General features: G+C 66.0%; 16 protein-coding genes. 8 read left to right on the top strand and 8 right to left on the bottom strand.

All coding sequences use genetic code 11. The annotated features are described in order from the left end of the window. Nucleotides 1–78: 78 nt before the first annotated feature. The 3 genes from mnmA to QE394_RS16725 all read right to left on the bottom strand — a co-directional run bounded on the left by mnmA (nucleotide 79) and on the right by QE394_RS16725 (nucleotide 3310). Entirely contained in the window at nucleotides 79–1215 is a 1137-nt protein-coding gene (gene mnmA, locus QE394_RS16735) for a tRNA 2-thiouridine(34) synthase MnmA (protein WP_082497507.1), read from the bottom strand. A gap of 142 nt (nucleotides 1216–1357) precedes the next feature. Continuing rightward, a complete protein-coding gene (locus tag QE394_RS16730) occupies nucleotides 1358–2581 on the bottom strand; it encodes a cysteine desulfurase family protein (protein ID WP_056084946.1) in 1224 nt (407 codons plus the stop codon). 9 nt (nucleotides 2582–2590) lie between these two features. Further along, nucleotides 2591–3310, bottom strand: coding sequence for a helix-turn-helix domain-containing protein (locus QE394_RS16725; protein ID WP_349035100.1), 720 nt, complete (start codon nucleotides 3308–3310; stop codon nucleotides 2591–2593). An 87-nt stretch (nucleotides 3311–3397) separates the two neighbouring features. On the opposite strand from QE394_RS16725, the gene QE394_RS16720 reads away from it, so the two are divergent. Continuing rightward, a complete protein-coding gene (locus QE394_RS16720) occupies nucleotides 3398–3856 on the top strand; it encodes a hypothetical protein (protein WP_261619176.1) in 459 nt (152 codons plus the stop codon). On the opposite strand, the gene QE394_RS16715 is transcribed toward QE394_RS16720, so the two are convergent. Further along, nucleotides 3853–4554: a hypothetical protein gene (locus tag QE394_RS16715; RefSeq protein ID WP_261619175.1), complete on the bottom strand. Its 702-nt coding sequence runs from the start codon at nucleotides 4552–4554 to the stop codon at nucleotides 3853–3855. The two genes, QE394_RS16720 and QE394_RS16715, sit on opposite strands and share 4 nt — an antisense overlap. A 201-nt stretch (nucleotides 4555–4755) precedes the next feature. Between QE394_RS16715 and QE394_RS16710 the strand changes: the two genes are divergently transcribed. The 4 genes from QE394_RS16710 (at nucleotide 4756) to QE394_RS16695 (ending at nucleotide 7851) form a co-directional block, all read left to right on the top strand. Further along, complete coding sequence (locus tag QE394_RS16710; RefSeq protein WP_268156964.1) at nucleotides 4756–5700, top strand: J domain-containing protein; 945 nt, start codon at nucleotides 4756–4758, stop codon at nucleotides 5698–5700. A gap of 22 nt (nucleotides 5701–5722) precedes the next feature. Then, nucleotides 5723–6190 (top strand): tRNA (cytidine(34)-2'-O)-methyltransferase, encoded by a 468-nt coding sequence (locus QE394_RS16705; protein ID WP_056085388.1) that lies wholly within the window; start codon nucleotides 5723–5725, stop codon nucleotides 6188–6190. Nucleotides 6191–6410: 220 nt separating this feature from the next. Further along, nucleotides 6411–7019, top strand: a complete 609-nt coding sequence (locus tag QE394_RS16700) for a sigma-70 family RNA polymerase sigma factor (protein WP_349035099.1) — start codon at nucleotides 6411–6413, stop codon at nucleotides 7017–7019. A gap of 1 nt (nucleotide 7020) precedes the next feature. Then, nucleotides 7021–7851, top strand: a complete 831-nt coding sequence (locus QE394_RS16695) for an anti-sigma factor (protein ID WP_268156962.1) — start codon at nucleotides 7021–7023, stop codon at nucleotides 7849–7851. A 63-nt stretch (nucleotides 7852–7914) separates the two neighbouring features. Here the strand turns inward: QE394_RS16695 and QE394_RS16690 are convergent, their stop codons facing one another. From QE394_RS16690 to QE394_RS16675, 4 genes are all read right to left on the bottom strand, one after another. Further along, nucleotides 7915–8694 carry a PIG-L deacetylase family protein gene (locus QE394_RS16690; RefSeq protein ID WP_056084931.1) on the bottom strand — a complete coding sequence of 260 codons (780 nt, stop codon included), beginning with the start codon at nucleotides 8692–8694 and terminating at the stop codon, nucleotides 7915–7917. A gap of 2 nt (nucleotides 8695–8696) precedes the next feature. Then, nucleotides 8697–9647 (bottom strand): electron transfer flavoprotein subunit alpha/FixB family protein, encoded by a 951-nt coding sequence (locus QE394_RS16685; protein ID WP_268156959.1) that lies wholly within the window; start codon nucleotides 9645–9647, stop codon nucleotides 8697–8699. 13 nt (nucleotides 9648–9660) lie between these two features. Continuing rightward, entirely contained in the window at nucleotides 9661–10452 is a 792-nt protein-coding gene (locus QE394_RS16680; protein ID WP_015937642.1) for an electron transfer flavoprotein subunit beta/FixA family protein, read from the bottom strand. 271 nt (nucleotides 10453–10723) lie between these two features. After that, a complete protein-coding gene (locus tag QE394_RS16675; protein WP_268156957.1) occupies nucleotides 10724–12391 on the bottom strand; it encodes a trypsin-like peptidase domain-containing protein in 1668 nt (555 codons plus the stop codon). Between the two features lie 310 nt (nucleotides 12392–12701). On the opposite strand from QE394_RS16675, the gene QE394_RS16670 reads away from it, so the two are divergent. The 3 genes from QE394_RS16670 (at nucleotide 12702) to QE394_RS16660 (ending at nucleotide 17177) form a co-directional block, all read left to right on the top strand. After that, a complete protein-coding gene (locus QE394_RS16670; protein ID WP_056085383.1) occupies nucleotides 12702–14762 on the top strand; it encodes a TPM domain-containing protein in 2061 nt (686 codons plus the stop codon). A gap of 107 nt (nucleotides 14763–14869) precedes the next feature. Further along, a complete protein-coding gene (locus QE394_RS16665) occupies nucleotides 14870–15661 on the top strand; it encodes a PspA/IM30 family protein (protein ID WP_056084922.1) in 792 nt (263 codons plus the stop codon). Nucleotides 15662–15749: 88 nt separating this feature from the next. Further along, entirely contained in the window at nucleotides 15750–17177 is a 1428-nt protein-coding gene (locus QE394_RS16660; protein ID WP_268156953.1) for a deoxyribodipyrimidine photo-lyase, read from the top strand. Nucleotides 17178–17185: the final 8 nt, after the last annotated feature.

The following is a 17185-nucleotide window of genomic DNA, read 5'->3' as shown; positions in this document are numbered from 1 at the left end:
CAGCACGGCTAAAGACGCCGCCCATATTGTGCTGGGCGGCGTCGTGAGTCGGGCGACTGCCCGGCCTGGGGAAATGTCCTAGAGCACTGCGCGCTGCAGCGAACGGGCGGCGTCAATGGTGGCCTGGCCGAGCACCCGGCTGCCCTGGTACAGGACAACCGTCTGACCTGGTGCGACACCACGCAGCGGGTCGGTCAGCGTGACCACAAGCCGAGCCGCGGCGTCCGCGGCGTCGGGATCCGCTTCCATCCGGGCACGCGCCGGCACGGGGTCCCCGTGGGCCCTGACCTGCGCATAGCAATCGAATTCTTCGCCGGTTTCCACTTCCTCGATGGGCAGTCCGGCCCAGGAGACTTTGATGCCCTGGATTTCGTCGATGGCCAGCAGCGCCTCGGGCCCCACCACAACTTTGTTTTCCTTGGGCCGGATCTCCAGCACGAAACGGGGCTTGCCGTCAGCGGCCGGGCGCCCGAGCTTCAGGCCGCGGCGCTGGCCTACCGTGAAGGCGTTGGCCCCGGGGTGCTCGCCAACCTTCGCGCCGGTTTCGTCCACGATGTCCCCGGTGGCCATGTCGATCTTTTCGGCGAGCCATCCGGCAGTGTCGCCATCGGGAATGAAGCAGATGTCGTGGCTGTCGGGCTTGTTGGCCACCGACAACCCCCGGCGCTCAGCCTCCGCACGGACCTCGGCCTTGGACGGCGTGTCTGCAAGGGGAAACATCGAGTGCTTGAGCTGCTCGTGGGTCAGGACGCCCAGAACATAGCTCTGGTCCTTGGCCCAGTCCGCTGCGCGGTGGAGCTCGCGGTTGCCGTGGGAGTCTTCGATGACTTTGGCGTAGTGGCCGGTGCAGACGGCGTCAAAGCCCAGGGCGATGGCCTTTTCGAGAAGCGCTGCGAACTTGATCCGTTCGTTGCAGCGCATGCAGGGGTTGGGGGTGCGGCCCGCGGCGTACTCGTCGATGAAGTCCTGGACCACATCTTCTTTGAAGCGCTCCGAGAAATCCCACACGTAGTAGGGAATGCCGAGCACGTCGCAAGCACGCCAGGCGTCCCGCGAGTCTTCAATGGTGCAGCAACCCCGGCTGCCCGTCCGCAGCGTACCGGGCATCCGGGACAGCGCCAGGTGGACGCCGACGACGTCGTGGCCTGCCTCGACGGCGCGGGCGGCTGCAACGGCGGAATCAACGCCGCCGCTCATGGCTGCTAAAACTCGCATGCTGGCTTTCTGGTGGGAGGTATTCGGCTCGTGGCCCGGGGCGGACCGCCGGCACGAGCCGGAAAACGATCCTCGCCTATCTATTCTACGGCCGGCCGCAAATCGCCGCCCTTGCCCGCCCGCGGCCGGCAGCGGCAAACGGTCAGCGTACGCTTCGGCGGGCCACCGTTGCGGCCGTCTGGATGGAGGACTCGTGGCCGGCCATCCCCGCCTGCCGCGCACGGGCGCAGGCATCCGGAAGCGCTGCCAGCAGGGCCTCCACGTCCGCCTCCGTGGACGCGTGGCCGAGGGTGAAGCGCTGCGCACCACGCGCGGTTTCCTCATCCAGCCCCATGGCCAGGAGGACATGCGAGGGGCGTGGCACCCCGGCGGTACAAGCAGAGCCGGTTGAGGACTCCACCCCGGCGAGATCCAGGAGGAACAACAGGGAATCGCCTTCACAACCCGGGAAGGTGAAATGGGCATTGCCGGGGAGCCGGCCATCGCCGGGCGCACCCCGGAGGACCGCTTCGGGCACCCGCTCCCGAACGCCGTCGATCAACCGGTCACGAAGAGCGGCGATCCGGCTGGACTCGGAGGCCAGGGCGGAGGTGGCTCCCTGGGCAGCAGCGGCAAAAGCGGCGATCGACGCCGTATCCAGGGTTCCCGAGCGGACATCGCGCTCCTGGCCCCCTCCATGCTGGACCGGGGTCAACTTGACTGCCCGGCCAAGGAGCAGCGCCCCCACGCCCACCGGCCCGCCGATTTTGTGGCCGGACACGGACATGGCGTCCAGTCCCGAGCCCTTGAAGTCCACCTCTACCGAGCCGAAGGCCTGGACGGCATCCGAATGGACAGGAACGCCGGCTGCGTGGGCCATCTCGACAATCCGCGAAACGGGCTGGATGGTCCCCACTTCGTTATTGGCCCACATCACGGTCACCAGGGCGATGGATCCGGGATCGCGCGCAAGCTCGGCGCCCAGGACGCCCAGGTCCACTACGCCGTCGCTGTCTACAGGCAGCCACGTCACGTCGGCGTGTTCGTGCCGCTCCAGCCATTCCACAGTGTCCAGTACTGCGTGGTGCTCGACGGCGGAACAGAGGATCCGCCGGCGCGCCGGGTCCTCAGCCACGCGGGACCAGAACAGGCCTTTGACGGCGAGATTGTCGGCCTCAGTGCCGCCGGAGGTGAAGATGACTTCGGAAGGGTGGGCGCCGGCGGCGGCGGCCACCGATTCCCGGGCATCCTCGACGGTGCGGCGTGCCCGCCGCCCGGAGCCGTGCAGCGACGATGGGTTTCCGGTACGGGCCAACTCGCGCGTCAAAGCGGCCAGCGCTTCGGCGGAAAGTGGGGTGGTGGCGGCGTGGTCGAGGTAGGCGGACACGCTGCAATTCTATCCCCGGGGCGTGACGGCCCCTGGCCGGAGGGTCTCCGCAGATGTCTCCGCAGCCGCGTCTGCATTGATTCTGGCGCAACATCCTCCCGGGCCGGCGGCGGCAGCCACATCGTCCCCGCTGCCCCCGCAGGCCTGCGCGGCGCCACGCAGGAAGGCTCCGTTCATGACGCAGACCACGTCCCGGTACTCCCGTGACAGCCGGTGGAACGGGCAGTTTGGCAGCGTGTAGCCGCCACTCCCGTCCGGAACCGGCCGGTATCCCGTGGCCGTCAGGAAGTCCTCCAGCGAGGCGGCGCCGCCGGCCTGGTCGCGGCCCGCCGTAAAGGCTGCTTCCCGAAGCGCATCGCCCACCGTCTCCCCCGTGGTTTGCGCCCGCTCAATGGCCGCAGCAAGGACTTCTCCGGCAAGGTCATAGTTCCGCTCGGGAACCGAGGCCGTAACTTCATGGGCAACGGGCCGGTACATCTTGGCCGGCCGGCCCGATCCGGGTCCGGTGCGCTCCGGCGGCTTGTGGAATTCCACGGACAGGAGGCCGTCCTGGACCAGCCGGTCGAGGTGGAACGAGGCGGTGCTCCTCGGTACACCGGCCGCGCCGGCTACTTCATCGCGTCCCAGCGCATGCGGGGCGGCTGCGACGAGTTCAAAAATCCGGAGCCGCTTGTCGTCGGCCAGCGAGGCGAGGGCCGCCACACGACGCGCCCAGGGAAGCCTACCCATTGTCCACCACTTCCATAGTCAAGATCTCTTGATTATAGACTCCCAACGTTTCTAAAATAGTGGAATCTACTTTTAGAAGGAGTTGCCATGAAAACTTCATCAGCCACCCGCCCCTATCACCTGACGGCCGTTGATCCGGCGCGGCAGGCCTTCCTGCTCCTGCGCACGGTGTTCACCGTTGCGCCCATCCTGTTCGGACTGGACAAGTTCACAAACGTGCTCACGGACTGGACCATCTACCTCGCCCCGCAGGCCACCGCCGTAGTGCCGCTCCAACCCCAGACCTTCATGTACGTGGTGGGTGTCGTGGAGGTTGTGGCGGGCATCGCCGTCGCAGTGCGCCCCCGCTTCGGATCCCTGCTGGTGGCCGCATGGCTGGCCGGCATCATCATCAACCTCCTCGTCCTGGGAAGTTTCTTCGACGTTGCCCTGCGGGATTTCGGCCTGCTGGTGGGTGCACTGGCCCTCAACCGCCTGGCGCAATGGAGCAGCGCCCAGCGGAACGGAGCGTCCCGGCAGGAGCAGACAGCGCCGCGGACCACCTAGTTGGACGGTGGCAGGACCGGCAGGAACTTTACGACGTCTCCACGTGCCGACCCCAAGGATGCGGTATCGGGGCAGGACACACTGACGTAGACCGAAGAACCTGCAGTAGCAAACAGCCGGGCCAGGATTGCCGTGGCCCGGCCGCCCTGCGGAACGGCGGGCTCCAGCGCCAGCACCTCGACGGTACGGGCGGGCGCGTCAGGATCGCCGCCCCACCGCAACTTCTCCGTCTTGAGGTACTCCGGGAGGATGGTGGGATCCAGGTACTTGAAGAGCGCCACTGTGGATTCGCGGTCGTCCCCCTTGGCCAACGCCGACTGGTTGGCCCGGACCTTCGCCGCCACCAGGCAACCGTCCGCCTTAAGATATTGGCTTTCACCGGCGACGTTGTCCTTGACCTGCTTCCACCCCGGGGCCTCCTTCAGGCCGTCCGCCAGCCCCACCGGAACACCGCGCGCCAGGATGCCGCCGGCGCTGAAGGGAAGGTCCTGCGCAGCCACAGCTTCAGCGTCATGGCCTGGAGTGATACTGGGGGTGGCCAGCACCGACGGACTCTGCACCGGTTCGGGAACGGACGGATCACGGACATCTACGCTGCACCCCGCCAGCAAAGTACCCACCACTGCGGCTCCGGCCGCGAGCGCCTGCAGCGGCACCCGCCGAGGCCTTACGCGCGCAGCCCTGTCCGCCGTCGGCATCTCCATCTCCACCCCAGTCAGTTCCCGGACGGCCGCTGCGGCCGTGCCCCAACGAGTCTAAACTCCAGGGCACCGGGAACCGGAGGCGCCCGGACAGACGTTGAAAGAACAGGGTCCGCGGCCGTCTCGCAAGGAAGGTCGCTGGCTAGACTGGGCAGGCCGGATTCCCGCGGGCCGGTGTATGGAGAAAAGGATGAGTGTTTGACTGAGGGCAACAGTTCCCACTACCAGGTCCTCAAGGTGGCCGTCACTGCCACCGACAAGGAAATCAAGCTGGCGTACCGTCGCGCTGCCCGCTCGGCCCATCCGGACCACGGCGGCGATGCCGCGATTTTCCGGCAGGTGACAGCAGCATATGAAACCCTCATCGATCCCCAGCGCCGCAAGGCGTACGACCGTTCCTATGCGGCAGGCTCCTTCCAGAACGGCTCAGCGGACAATGGTCCGCATTTTGACGCTCCGCCTGCTGGCAGCCGGGCCTCCGCCACTGTCCACCGCCAGCCCGGGACGCGCAACACCGCCGGAGACCCGCCCGTTTATGTGCCGCCCTACGACGACGGCGGCATGGTTCCGCTGATTCCCCTCGCCCAGGCCAGCCAGCAGGTCCACGGCATGCCGCGTAAACGGGGCATCTTCGGCGCCGAGGCCAGGATCCAGCGCGAGATGCGCACGGTACAGCTCCTCACCCGGCAGGTGCTGCCGGCCATCCCGGCCGCCAGGCTGATCAACGGCCTCCTGTCCCCCGCGGACAACAGCCACATCGATCACGCGGTCCTCTCCGGCTACCGGCTGGCGCTGGTGGGTTCCATGCTGCTTCCCAAGGGCGCCTACGCGTGGGACGGCCGGACGCTGAACCACGGCGGGCGCGCCATCGCACCACCGCAACTTGGGCAGGTGGTGCGCGCAATGCAGGATATCTTCCCGGAACTGAACGTGACGGGATGGACTGTGGTCCACAGCCCCGGTGGAAACTTGCACGAACCGGTGATTGACCAGCACCGGCGATCAGCGGGAGAACTTGAAACTGTCAGGATCGTCAACGCTGCGGGGCTGACCCGCGGGCTCAAGGAGTTCCTGTCCTCCGGCCCGGCCCCCAACACCGTGAATGTTCCGGTCCTTGCCCGCCTCCTGCGCGGAATGCACTGACTGCGGTAGCTAGGATGGGATGGTGTTCCGCATCCTCTTTCACGAACCCGAGATTCCCGGCAATACGGGCAACGCCATCCGGCTCGCAGCCATCACCGGTGCGGAACTGCACCTCGTTGAGCCGCTGGGCTTCGACTTTTCTGATGCGAAGCTCCGGCGGGCAGGCCTTGATTATCATGACCTCGCCGTCGTCACCGTTCATGCCACCCTTGAGGACGCGTGGCGCCACCTGCAGCCCGAACGCGTCTACGCCTTCACCTCCGATGGCACGGCCAGCTACACGGACATCGCCTACCAACCCGGCGACGTGCTGATGTTTGGCCGCGAATCCGACGGCCTGCCCGCCGAGGTGAAGACCGACCCGCACGTCACGGCAACGGTCCGGCTGCCCATGCTGCCCGCACTGCGCTCCCTCAACCTGGCCAACGCCGCCTCGATCGCCGTCTATGAGGCGTGGCGGCAGCAGGGGTTTGCCGGCGCCAAAGTCTAATCAGGCATCATCACCCCGCGTCGCGCCAGAGCCGGGTGCCTTCAGGAAATCCGCCAGGCGGCCCATCCATGCGCTCCGCAGCCCCGAATTACAGCTGGGAATCGTCGCACGCGTGATGGAGGAGGAGCAGGTGACACTTCTGGAGGCAGGGTCCAGACCCGCTCGGCATGTCAATGGCATTGCTAAAGATTCTCCGCCAGGAGACTTATGCTTGGAAGCAATGGAGACTCCCAAGGCGCCAAACAGCGAGGCTGTGGCAGCAGTAACAGATCCCCCGGCTGACTCCAGCCATCAACTGGCAGTCCTGCTGGAAGGGATAGCGCGCGGCGACCAGGCAGCGTTTGCCGAGTTCTACCGGCTCACGTCACGCAGGGTGTTTGGCATGGCGCGCAGGGTGCTGGTCGATCCCGAACTCAGCGAAGACACCACCCAGGAGGTATTCCTGCAGGTGTGGCAGAACGCAGCAAAGTTCGATTCCTCGGCGGGGAGCCCGCTCTCCTGGCTGATGACTATTTCCCATCGGCGCGCCGTGGACCGGGTGAGATCGGCACAATCCTCCACCGACCGCGAAGCGAAATACGGAGCGAGCTCGCAGGACATCGAACATGACAGCGTTTCCGACGAGGTCAGCAGCAGGCTGGAAGCCGAAGCTGTGGTCCGCTGCCTGGAGACCTTGACCGAAACGCAGCAGGAGTCAGTACGCCTGGCCTATTACGGGGGCCTTACCTACCGGGAAGTCGCTGAACGGCTGAACGCTGCAGTACCAACCATTAAGTCCCGAATCCGCGACGGGCTGATCCGCTTGAAGACCTGTTTGGGGGTGAGTTGAGATGACAGACATGAACCAAGGACACCACGGCCGATCTTTCGGCGATACGGTTGCCGCGGACCTCGCATCAGGCAGGGCCGTGGATCTCGCGGAGCTTTATGCCCTGGACGCCGTGACGGACCACGAGCGGCGCGCCATCGACGAGTACGTCTTCTCCGCACCCGAGCCCGAGCGGCAGGCCTTCCTCGGCAGGGTCCGCCAGGCGCGGGAAACGCTGGCTGCCACCTTCCGCGTCGAGGAAGAACCCCCCGCAGATCTCTTTGAACGGATTGTCGCCCAGCTTCCGGCGCACGCAGTGGCCACCGAAGCCCCACCGGCAACAGTGCCCGCCGCGGCCGATGGCGATGAACTCGCCATGGCGCGCCAGCGCCGGGAAGACCGGCGCCGGCCTTCGGGAACACGCCGCTGGCTCGCGGGCGTTGCTGCTGCCGCGGCAATAGCCCTGGGCGGAGTCGGGTTGGGAGCCTACTTCGCAGACCAGAACGATCCCGTCAACCAGGTCGTCAGGGCATCGGATCTTCGCGAAGCGTCTGTGGACGTTACCGGCGGCGGTACGGCGACATTGCTCATTTCGCCCTCGGAAAACGCCGCAGTGGTGAAGATGAACGGCGTTCCGGCGCCCCCGGCGGGCAAGGTCTACCAGATGTGGCTCATTCCCAAGGACGGTTCAGCACCAGTTTCCCAGGGTTTGATGGACAAGGAAGCCCTGTCCAAGCCGGCTGTGGTTGAAGGTATTTCGTCAGCCGCAACGCTAGGAATCACCGTGGAGCCTGTGGGCGGTTCCCGCACCCCCACCCTGCCCACTGTCGCAGCGGCTCCGCTCGGAGCGTAGCCGGACCCTGAATGCAAAGAACACCCCGCCTCCCGAAGGAGGCGGGGTGTTCTGCTTTGGCGGCTAGAAGCCGGCGATGGTGCCTGGACCGTTCACGGCCACCACATGGAACGCCTCTGCGCTCTGGCCGGCCGGAAGCCCGGCCCGCTGGGCGTTGACGCTCATACCCTGCCTGACGGCTGCCTCCATGGCTGCCACATCGGGGTGCTGGCTCACGTGCACGTGAATGGCCTGAAGCTTCGCGTCCACGTGGCCGGTCACGTCCACAACATGGTTTTCGCGCTCTTCCGGGCCCGCATAGAGCCACAGCCACGGCAGCTTGTAGGCCTCGAGTCCCGCTTCAGCCAGTTCCGGGTAGGCGAAGGGGTTTTCGACCGCCGGGTAGACGGCGCGTGTCACGGCCTCCCCCACCGCCAGATGGTCCGGATGGCTTTTCTGGATGCGCTGCCAGTTACGTTCAGGGTGCATGGAAAGCACGACGTCGGGACGGATTTCGCGGATAAGCCGCACCACTCCCCGCATCACCTCGTGCGTCGGTTCGAGGTAGCCGTCGCGCTCGTGGAGGTAATGGATGTCGGTGACACCCACCAGTTCGGCGGCCCTTCGCTGCTCAGCGTCACGCATGGCGGTGATGTCTGCCCGGTGGGCCGGATCGAATCCCCCGGCGTCGCCGTCGGTCATGATGCAGTAGCTTACCTGCACCCCTGCTGCCGTCCAGGCGGCGATGGTCCCGGCAGCGCCGAAGTCGATGTCATCCGGGTGGGCCGCGAAACAGAGCACCCGCTCCACCCGGTGGATTTCCGGATTGAACGGGCTCTGGTCCTGCTGAATCAGTGCAGCCAAGGTCAGCCTTTGCGCTTCCTGATTTCCGCCGCTGCCTGGGGCAACACATCGAACACGTCGCCGATAATTCCGAAGTCCGCGATTTCGAAGACTGGCGACTCGGCGTCCTTGTTGACGGCCACGATGACCTTGGAGGTCTGCATCCCGGCTTTCTGCTGGATGGCCCCCGAGATGCCTGCTGAGATGTAAAGCTGCGGCGAAACGGTCTTGCCGGTCTGCCCCACCTGGGCGTCGTGGCTGATCCAGCCTGCGTCGGTAGCCGCACGCGATGCACCCACGGCAGCGCCCAGCGCGTCTGCCAGTTCCTCGACGGGGCCGAAGTCACCGTCCATTCCGCGGCCGCCGGCCACCACTACGCGTGCGTCCGTCAGGTCGGGGCGTCCGCTCGCCGCTTTCTGCTCGCGGGCCGTGATGCGGGCAGCGGGAACGGTTCCGGCCGAAACCTCCACAGTGACGGTTTCCGGTGCCGAGGCTGCTGCCGCCGGTTCCGGTACCACGTTGTTGGCCTTGATAGTCAGGACGGACACAGGGGTCTTGGCCTTGCAGGCGGTGGTGTAGGACCCCGCCAGGACCGACTTGTGGGCGGTTCCGTCGGCATCCACGGACACGACGTCTGTGATGACGCCGGCGTTGAGCCGGATGGCCAGGCGTGCCGCTACTTCCTTGCCTTCCGGCGAGTTATCCAGCAGGACGACGCCGGCTCCCGTGTTCTCTGCGGCGTTCGCCAGGAAGGCGGCCTTGGGGGCAACCAGGAAATCGTTCAGGTCCTGGGCAGAGGGCCGCAACACGGCCGCGGCGCCGTATTCGGCAAGGGAGGCGGCGACGGCGTCGGTGAGCTCACCGTTGACGGCGACGGCGGGCTCCCCCAGCGAGCGGGCCAGGGTGAGCAGCTCAAGGCTGCTCTTCTTCAGGGCTGCGCCCGGGTTGTCAATGAAAACGAGTACTTTTGCCATGTCTGTGATCCTCTTAGAGCAGCTTCTGGGCGGCCAGGAAGTCCACCAGCTTGATGCCGGCGTCGCCTTCGTCGGTGATGATGGTGCCGGCGGTCCGCGGCGGCCGTTCTTCGGCGCTGGTCACCGTGGTCCAGGAGCCGGCGAAGCCAACCTGGTCGGGGGAAACTCCGATGTCCGCGAGGGACAGCGTGGCGATGCTCTTGCGCTTTGCAGCGATGATTCCCTTGAAGTTGGGGTACCGGGGCTCGTTGATCTGGTCCGTCACGGACACGATGGCGGGCAGTGGCGCTTCCACGGTTTCCGAGGAAGTGTCCGCGTCGCGTCGCGCAGTCAGGCTGCCGCCGGCGACCTCCAGCGAGGAAGCAAAGGTCACCTGAGGGAGGCCAAGCCGTTCGGCCAGCTGTGCCGGCACCAGGGACGTCTCACCGTCAGTGGATGCCATGCCGGTGATGACCAGGTCCACTTGGCCGAGGTGCCGGATGGCTGCTGCAAGCGCGAGCGACGTTGCGGCCGCGTCGGAGCCTGCCAGGGCGTCGTCGGTGAGGTGGACGCCTTCGGTGGCACCCATCTGCAGGGACTTCTTGACGGCGTTGACTGCGCCGGAGGGGCCCATGCTCAAGGCGATGACCTGGTTGCCGGCCTTGCTGCCGCCGCGTGCCTCGGCGAGCTGCAGCGCCGCTTCGAGCGCGTACTCGTCCAGCTCTGACAGGATGCTTTCATCGCGGTCCGTAGTGTTGCCCTCCCCGTTGAGGTGGCGGTCGAACTGGGCGTCCGGTACATGCTTGACCAGGACGACAATCTTCAAAGTATCTTCCACTGTAGTGACAGCAGCCTTCCATGCTTGTGGACAGCCAGCCGGGTGAGGTCGTGGCCGCGGAGTGCCCGGCATGCGGGTAGGTCTAGCTAACCATATTGCGGCCGCCATGTGACGCCCGGTTAACCCCTGTGTCCGTGCGTTTCCCTGCGCGGACGCCCGCATCCGGAAACCCGGCGGCCGGGTGGTCCACCCGACGGCGGCGCCGCCCCCGAAGGTGCGGCGCCGCCGTCGTTATTGCCGGTTCACCGGTGTAGTTGCCCTAGCTGGCCGCGGTGCCAAGTTTGACGTCGAACGTCTGTTCCTGGCCGCCGCGCAGGACGGTGATCTTCACGGAAGAGCCTGCCGGCTGTTCGCGGACAGCGGCGGTCAGCTGGTTGGGCTCACCGATGGCGAGGTCGTTGAACTTGGTGATGACGTCACCCACCTTGATCCCTGCGTTGGCTGCGGGCGAGTTGGCTTCGACCGTGGCCACGTCTGCGCCGACGGAGAACTCGGAGGATGCTCCGGAGGTCGTCTTTGCCTTGACGCTGACCCCCAGCTGCCCGTGGGACGCCTTGCCGGTGTCGATGATCTCCTGGGCCACGCGCTTGGCGTTGTTGATCGGGATGCTGAAGCCAACACCGATGTTGCCGCTGGACGAGGATGAGGTGCCCGAGCCGGCGGAGGCGATGGCAACGTTCACGCCGATGATCTCACCCTTGCTGTTGACCAGTGCGCCGCCGGAGTTGCCCGGGTTGATGGCCGCGTCAGTCTGGATCACATTGATGGCGATGGATCCCTGGCTTGAATTCTGCTGGCTCTGGCCGCCGCCGGGAGGCGCGAACTGGAAGCCCTCGTCCCCGCCCTGGCTGTTGTCACCGCCTTCGGGCGCTGCCGATGAGGCCACGCTGATGGTGCGGTTGAGGGTTGAGACGATGCCGTCCGTCACGGTGCCGGTGAGTCCCAGCGGTGAACCGATGGCAATGGCGGTGTCGCCCACATTGAGCTTGGAAGAGTCGCCAAGGGTGGCAGGCGTGAGGCCGGATGTGTCATCCACCTTGATCACCGCAAGGTCTGACAACGGGTCGGTACCCACCAGCTTGGCGGGAACCACCTTGCCGCCACTGGTGCGGATTTCCAGGTTGGCATTGGCGGACTGGCCGTCCAGGGTCACCACGTGGGTGTTGGTAAGGATGTGGCCCTGGTCGTCAAGGACGATGCCCGAGCCGGTTCCGCCGGAACTCCCGCTGGTGGCGCTGATGGTGACCACGCTCGGCGAAGCCTTTACGGCTGCCGCGGTGATCTCATTGACGCTGTCCTGGTTATTGACGATCACGGTGCCTGGCTGGCTGTTGCTGCTGGCCGTAGTGGAGGTTCCCGTGCTGCCGAACAGCTCGCCGGAACCCACCGTGGCAACGCCTCCGCCGACGAGGCCGGCAGCAAGGATGCTGGCCACCAGGGTCCCGACGCCGAACGTCGCCTTGCGCCGCGGAGCATCCTTGGCGTTGGGGGCAAGTCCTACGCCGCCGGCCGGCGCCCCGTGGGCAGTTCCGGCAGCGGGCTGGCCGTAGTGGTGCGCGTTCCCGTCGTGCTGGGTCTGCTGGTGTTGCGGATTCTGCCCGTAATAGGCCGACTGGCCGTAGAAGGGCTGGCGCTGCGGGTACTCGGGGTGCTGGCCCCGCGGAATTTCCCGGGTGGGGTTGTCCGTGGCATGCCGGTCAAACTGTTCCGTGGGGTACTGGCGCCCTTGGTCAACTCCCCCGGTGTTCGCGTGGGTAGGAGTATTGCCGTCCGCGCCCTGGTTTCCTGCTTCATCCGGACCGGCACCCGCACTGTCCGCATGCCGAGCGTCCGTGGGACCGTCTCCCGGCATGGTGGGCTGCTGCCAGGGGTTCCGGCTGGTGGACCGGTCCTCGGGGCCGTGTCCGGAACTTTGGTTCTCAGTCATGGGACTTCCTTTCATCCTCGTCTGCATTAACTATGTACCCCGTCGCTGGAACAAGTTCGGATGTTTGCTGGGAGCTTGCTGAACGCGGCTGGCGCCTGATCACCAGCTATCACCTCCCTTGGAAGCCGCCCTGCCCCCAACGTTTCGCTGGTGGCATATTCAGCTCAATGGACGGCCTGTGGGGTGCACCATAGAATCAAGATGAAATGCCACAGCGACCTGCGGCTTCACACCAAGCGTGGGGGCGCTGCTGGATTTCGTGACGACTGATTCGTCCGGAATCGGTGTCAGGCGTGCTGAAGGGTTGCACATGCGGTCAAAGTTCAAACGTATTCTCGCCGTCGTTGGCCTTACCGGCCTGCTTGCGGTGCCCGCCGGCGCGGCCTGGGCCGAAGATCCGGTCAGCCTGGATCCCCAGAGCAAGATCGTCGACTCAGCCGGAGTGCTGGGCGCAGACAAGTCCAAGGTCGAAGCTGCCATCAAGAAGCTTGGTACCGACCACGCCACCGTGCTGCATGTCGTCACCGTGAAGAAGTTCGAAAACCCCACGGATCGCGAAGCCTGGACTGACGAAGTAGCGCAGAAGGCGAACCTGGGGCCGAATGCCCTGATACTTGCGATTGCCACCGACCCCAGTGTCAGGCAGTACACACTGAACAAGGGCGGCAGCAAGTTCACCACCGCCCAAATCGACAACATCAAGTCGACAGCCATCGGGCCGCAGCTCGCCAACGACAACTACGCGCAGGCGGCAATCAACGCGGCATCGGCGATCGGCGACGCCGCGGGCGGCGGCAGCGGCAAGCTCCCGTCCGAAGGCGGCGCCGGTGCCGCGGTGCTCGTGGGCACAGGCGTTGTGGCCGCCGGCGGTGCCGGCGCCTACCTGTACTTCCGAAACCGCCGCAAGAAGGCAGCCGGTCAGGCTTCGAGCGCCAGCTACGGCCCCCAGGGTGGCGAGGTGGACCCGCTGGCTTCCCTCACGGTCGAGGAGCTGCGCCGCAAGAGCGGGTCGCTGCTGATCGAAGCTGATGACGCCATCAAGTCCAGCGAGCAGGAACTCATGTTCGCCCAGGCTCAATACGGCGACTCCGCCGTTGGCAACTTCACCAAGGCCCTAGACGAAGCCAAAGCCCACATGACCGAGTCGTTCAAGCTCCAGCAACAGCTCGACGACCACATCCCGGACACTGAAGAGCAGCAGCGGACATGGCTGGGCGAGATCATCCGCCGGTCAGAGGCCGCGTTGGCCTCCCTGCAGGAGCAGAAGGCAGACTTCGACTCGCTGCGGGAACTCGAAAAGAATGCGCCCCAGGCCCTGGCCGCCGTCAATGCCGGAGCACGCGACGCCGACGCGAAGATTACCAACGCCGAGGCATCGCTCACCACACTGCGCGCCAAGTACGCCGACAGTGCCCTGGCCCAGGTGTCCGACAACATCCTCCAGGCCAAGGAACGCCTCGCCTTCGTCAAGAACGCCAGTACCGCCGCACAGCAGAAACTCGACGAGGGCGAAGCAAGCCTCGCCGCCGTGGCCGTACGCGCTGCCGAGGAAAGCCTCCACCAGACGAATGTCCTGATGGATGCCATCTCCAAGCTCTCGTCCAGCCTGGACGAGGCCCGGAACAGCCTTGAGGCCGCGGTGGTGGACACCTCCCAGGACCTGGCCCAGGCCCGGGCCATGATCCAATCCGGCGCCCATCCCGAGCTTGCCGGCCCGGTAGCAGGCGTCGAGGCTGCCCTTGCCCAGGTCAAAGCCGAAATCCAGGGTGGCAAGATCGACCCCATTGCCACGCTGCAGCGGGTTGAGACTGCCCATCAGTCCCTTGACCAGTCGCTGACCGGAATCCGCGACCAGCAGGAGCAGGCGCGCCGGGCCCAGGCCTCGCTGCAGCAGACCATCATGTCCGCCCAGGCGCAGATCAGCGCCACCTCGGACTACATCACGGCCCGCCGAGGCGGCGTCGGCACTGAGGCACGGACCCGTTTGGCGGAATCACAGCGGAACCTGGACTACGCGCTCTCCATCGCACGGACCGATCCCGTCACAGCCCTCACCTACGCACAGCAGGCACATGCCCTTGCCGCGCAGGCAGCCCAGTTGGCGCAGGCGGACGTGGACCACTTTGACGGCTACGCCAACCAGGGGTACGGCCGTGGCGGCATGTTCGGCGGCGGCGGCGGAGGCGGCGGCCTGGGTGGCGCCATCTTGGGCGGCATCCTGATCAACTCCATCCTCAACGGCGGCGGCGGTGGCGGTTGGGGCGGCGGCCACGGCGACGGCGGTGGCGGTTTCGGCGGAGACTCCGGCGGCTTCGGCGGCGACATGGGCGGCGGCTGGGGCGGCGACTCCGGCGGCGGAGGCGACTTCTGATCACCACAAGCTAGGCGCCCGCCGGAATGCCGGCGGGCGGATAGGCGCAATACACCACTGTTCACCGGCAGCAGTGGCCACAACAGAGCAGGACGAAAGGTAACACCATGGTTAAGCAGTCCATTTTCGGCCGCATCGCTCAGCTGGCGAAGGCAAACATCAACTCCTTGCTGGACAACGCTGAGGATCCGCAGAAGATGCTGGACCAGATGGTCCGGGACTACACCAACAACATCGCCGAGGCTGAGTCAGCCGTGGCACAGACCATCGGCAACCTCCGCATGCTCGAAGACGACTACAACGAGGATGTCCGCAATGCCCACGACTGGGGCAACAAGGCCCTGGCAGCCTCCCGCAAGGCCGATGAGTTCCGCAGCAGCGGCGATGTGACGGACGCCGAGAAGTTCGACAACCTGGCCAAGGTGGCCCTGCAGCGCCAGATGGCTGCCGAAAGCGAGGCCAAGGGCGCGGAGCCCAGCATCGCCTCGCAGCGCGAAGTGGTCGACAAGCTCAAGACCGGCCTCGACCAGATGAAGGGCAAGCTCAACCAGCTCACCAGCAAGCGCAACGAACTGGTGGCCCGGTCCAAGACCGCGGCCGCACAGTCGCAGGTCCACGACGCCATCAAGAGCATCGACATCATGGATCCCACCAGCGAGGTGGGACGCTTCGAAGAGAAAATCCGCCGCGAAGAGGCCAAGGTCCGCGGCCAGCAGGAACTCGCTGCATCGAGTCTCGATGCACAGTTCAACCAGCTGGAAGACCTTGGTGAGCAGGTGGAGATCGAGGCCCGCCTGGCCGCACTGAAGTCCGGCGGCAAGAGCACCCAGGCCATCGGTTCGGGCAATTCGGCCGCTTCCGCATCCCATGTGGATGAGGCGGATTTCGACAAGCTCTGAGCCTGCGAACGCAGGTAATTGCCAACGCTGAGGGGCCGGGACGGAAAGTCCCGGCCCTTTGCCGTTCCCCGGTGTGTAGCGTGGTGGCATGGCTTCCACAGATCTGACGTCACTCGTATGGCTGCGCGACGACCTTCGCCTTGACGACAACCCTGCCCTGTCCGAAGCTGCCCACCTCGGTGCACCGATGACCGTGGTCTATGTACTGGACGAGGAGTCGCCCGGCGTTCGGGCGCTCGGCAGGGCAAGCCGGTGGTGGCTCCACCACTCACTGGCGGCACTGGGCGCCGACCTGGAAGCCAAGGGTTCGCGGCTGGTGCTGCGCCGCGGCAAGGCTGCCGATGTCATCACTTCGTTGGCTACGCAAACGCATGCGGGCCACCTCTTCTGGAACCGCCGCTACGGCGGACCGGAACGCGATATCGACGCCGGCCTGAAGGAATGGGCTGCCAGGAACGGCATCGAAGCCTCCAGTTTCCAGGCCAACCTGCTCTTCGAGCCCTGGACCATCAGGACCGGCGCCGGCGGCCCGTACAAGGTCTACTCACCGTTTTGGCGCGCCTGCCTGGCAGCCGGCGACATCAGGGATCCTTTCGACGCTCCTCAAGACCTTCCCGAACCCGCTTCCTCCGGCCCGGGCCTCCCGTCAAGCGACTCCCTGAGCAGTTGGAAGCTGCTGCCCACATCGCCCGACTGGAGCGGAGGACTGGCCGAAACGTGGGTGCCCGGCGAAAAGGGCGCGGTAGACCGCCTTACTGACTTCCTGGATGGTCCCATCGAGGACTACGGGACCGGAAGGAACATCCCCGGCACTGAAGGAACCAGCCGGTTGTCTCCGTACCTCCGGTTCGGTGAAGTCAGTCCGTTCCGGGTATGGCGTGAGATCCGTCGCCGCCATCCGCGGCAGGTTCCTGCCGACGTCGGCATCTTCCGCTCGGAACTCGGCTGGCGCGAATTCAACTGGCACCTGCTCTACCACAATCCGGAACTGGCCACCCGCAGCTTCCGGCCGGACTTTGAGAAGTTCGAATGGGGATCCCTAAGCCGGAAGGAACTGGCTGCGTGGCAACAGGGCCAGACCGGCTACCCGCTGGTTGACGCCGGCATGCGGCAGCTCTGGCAGACCGGGTGGATGCACAACCGCGTCCGCATGGCAGCGGCATCCTTCCTGGTCAAGAACCTCCTGACCGACTGGAGGGTGGGCGAACAATGGTTCTGGGACACCCTGGTGGACGCCGACGCCGCAAACAATCCCGCCAACTGGCAATGGGTGGCCGGCTCGGGCGCAGATGCCTCCCCCTATTACCGCATCTTCAATCCGGTGACCCAAAGCAAGAAGTTCGACGCCGGCGGCGACTACCTGCGCCGCTTCATTCCGGAGATCGCCGGCCTTGAGGGCAAAGCGGTCCACGAACCATGGACGGCGGAGTTGGACGGCTACCCCCAGCCCCTGGTGGAGCTCCCGGAGTCGCGGGAGCGGGCACTGGATGCCTACCAGAAGCTCAAGGACTCCTGACCGCCTGC

It is taken from the genome of Pseudarthrobacter sp. SORGH_AS 212 (genome assembly GCF_030818145.1).
Lineage (GTDB): Bacteria > Actinomycetota > Actinomycetes > Actinomycetales > Micrococcaceae > Arthrobacter.
Note: the sequence above shows the minus strand (reverse complement) of the source record. Positions and strands in the feature narration are given on the sequence as shown.

Coding starts and splice junctions, on each gene's coding strand:
- QE394_RS16665 (WP_056084922.1), top strand. CDS start 14,870: ATGGTTAAGCAGTCCATTTTCGGCCGCATCGCTCAGCTGGCGAAGGCA.
- QE394_RS16700 (WP_349035099.1), top strand. CDS start 6,411: ATGGAGACTCCCAAGGCGCCAAACAGCGAGGCTGTGGCAGCAGTAACA.
- QE394_RS16715 (WP_261619175.1), bottom strand. CDS start 4,554: ATGCCGACGGCGGACAGGGCTGCGCGCGTAAGGCCTCGGCGGGTGCCG.
- QE394_RS16660 (WP_268156953.1), top strand. CDS start 15,750: ATGGCTTCCACAGATCTGACGTCACTCGTATGGCTGCGCGACGACCTT.
- QE394_RS16675 (WP_268156957.1), bottom strand. CDS start 12,391: ATGACTGAGAACCAAAGTTCCGGACACGGCCCCGAGGACCGGTCCACC.
- QE394_RS16670 (WP_056085383.1), top strand. CDS start 12,702: ATGCGGTCAAAGTTCAAACGTATTCTCGCCGTCGTTGGCCTTACCGGC.
- QE394_RS16720 (WP_261619176.1), top strand. CDS start 3,398: ATGAAAACTTCATCAGCCACCCGCCCCTATCACCTGACGGCCGTTGAT.
- QE394_RS16695 (WP_268156962.1), top strand. CDS start 7,021: ATGACAGACATGAACCAAGGACACCACGGCCGATCTTTCGGCGATACG.
- QE394_RS16685 (WP_268156959.1), bottom strand. CDS start 9,647: ATGGCAAAAGTACTCGTTTTCATTGACAACCCGGGCGCAGCCCTGAAG.
- mnmA (WP_082497507.1), bottom strand. CDS start 1,215: ATGCGAGTTTTAGCAGCCATGAGCGGCGGCGTTGATTCCGCCGTTGCA.
- QE394_RS16725 (WP_349035100.1), bottom strand. CDS start 3,310: ATGGGTAGGCTTCCCTGGGCGCGTCGTGTGGCGGCCCTCGCCTCGCTG.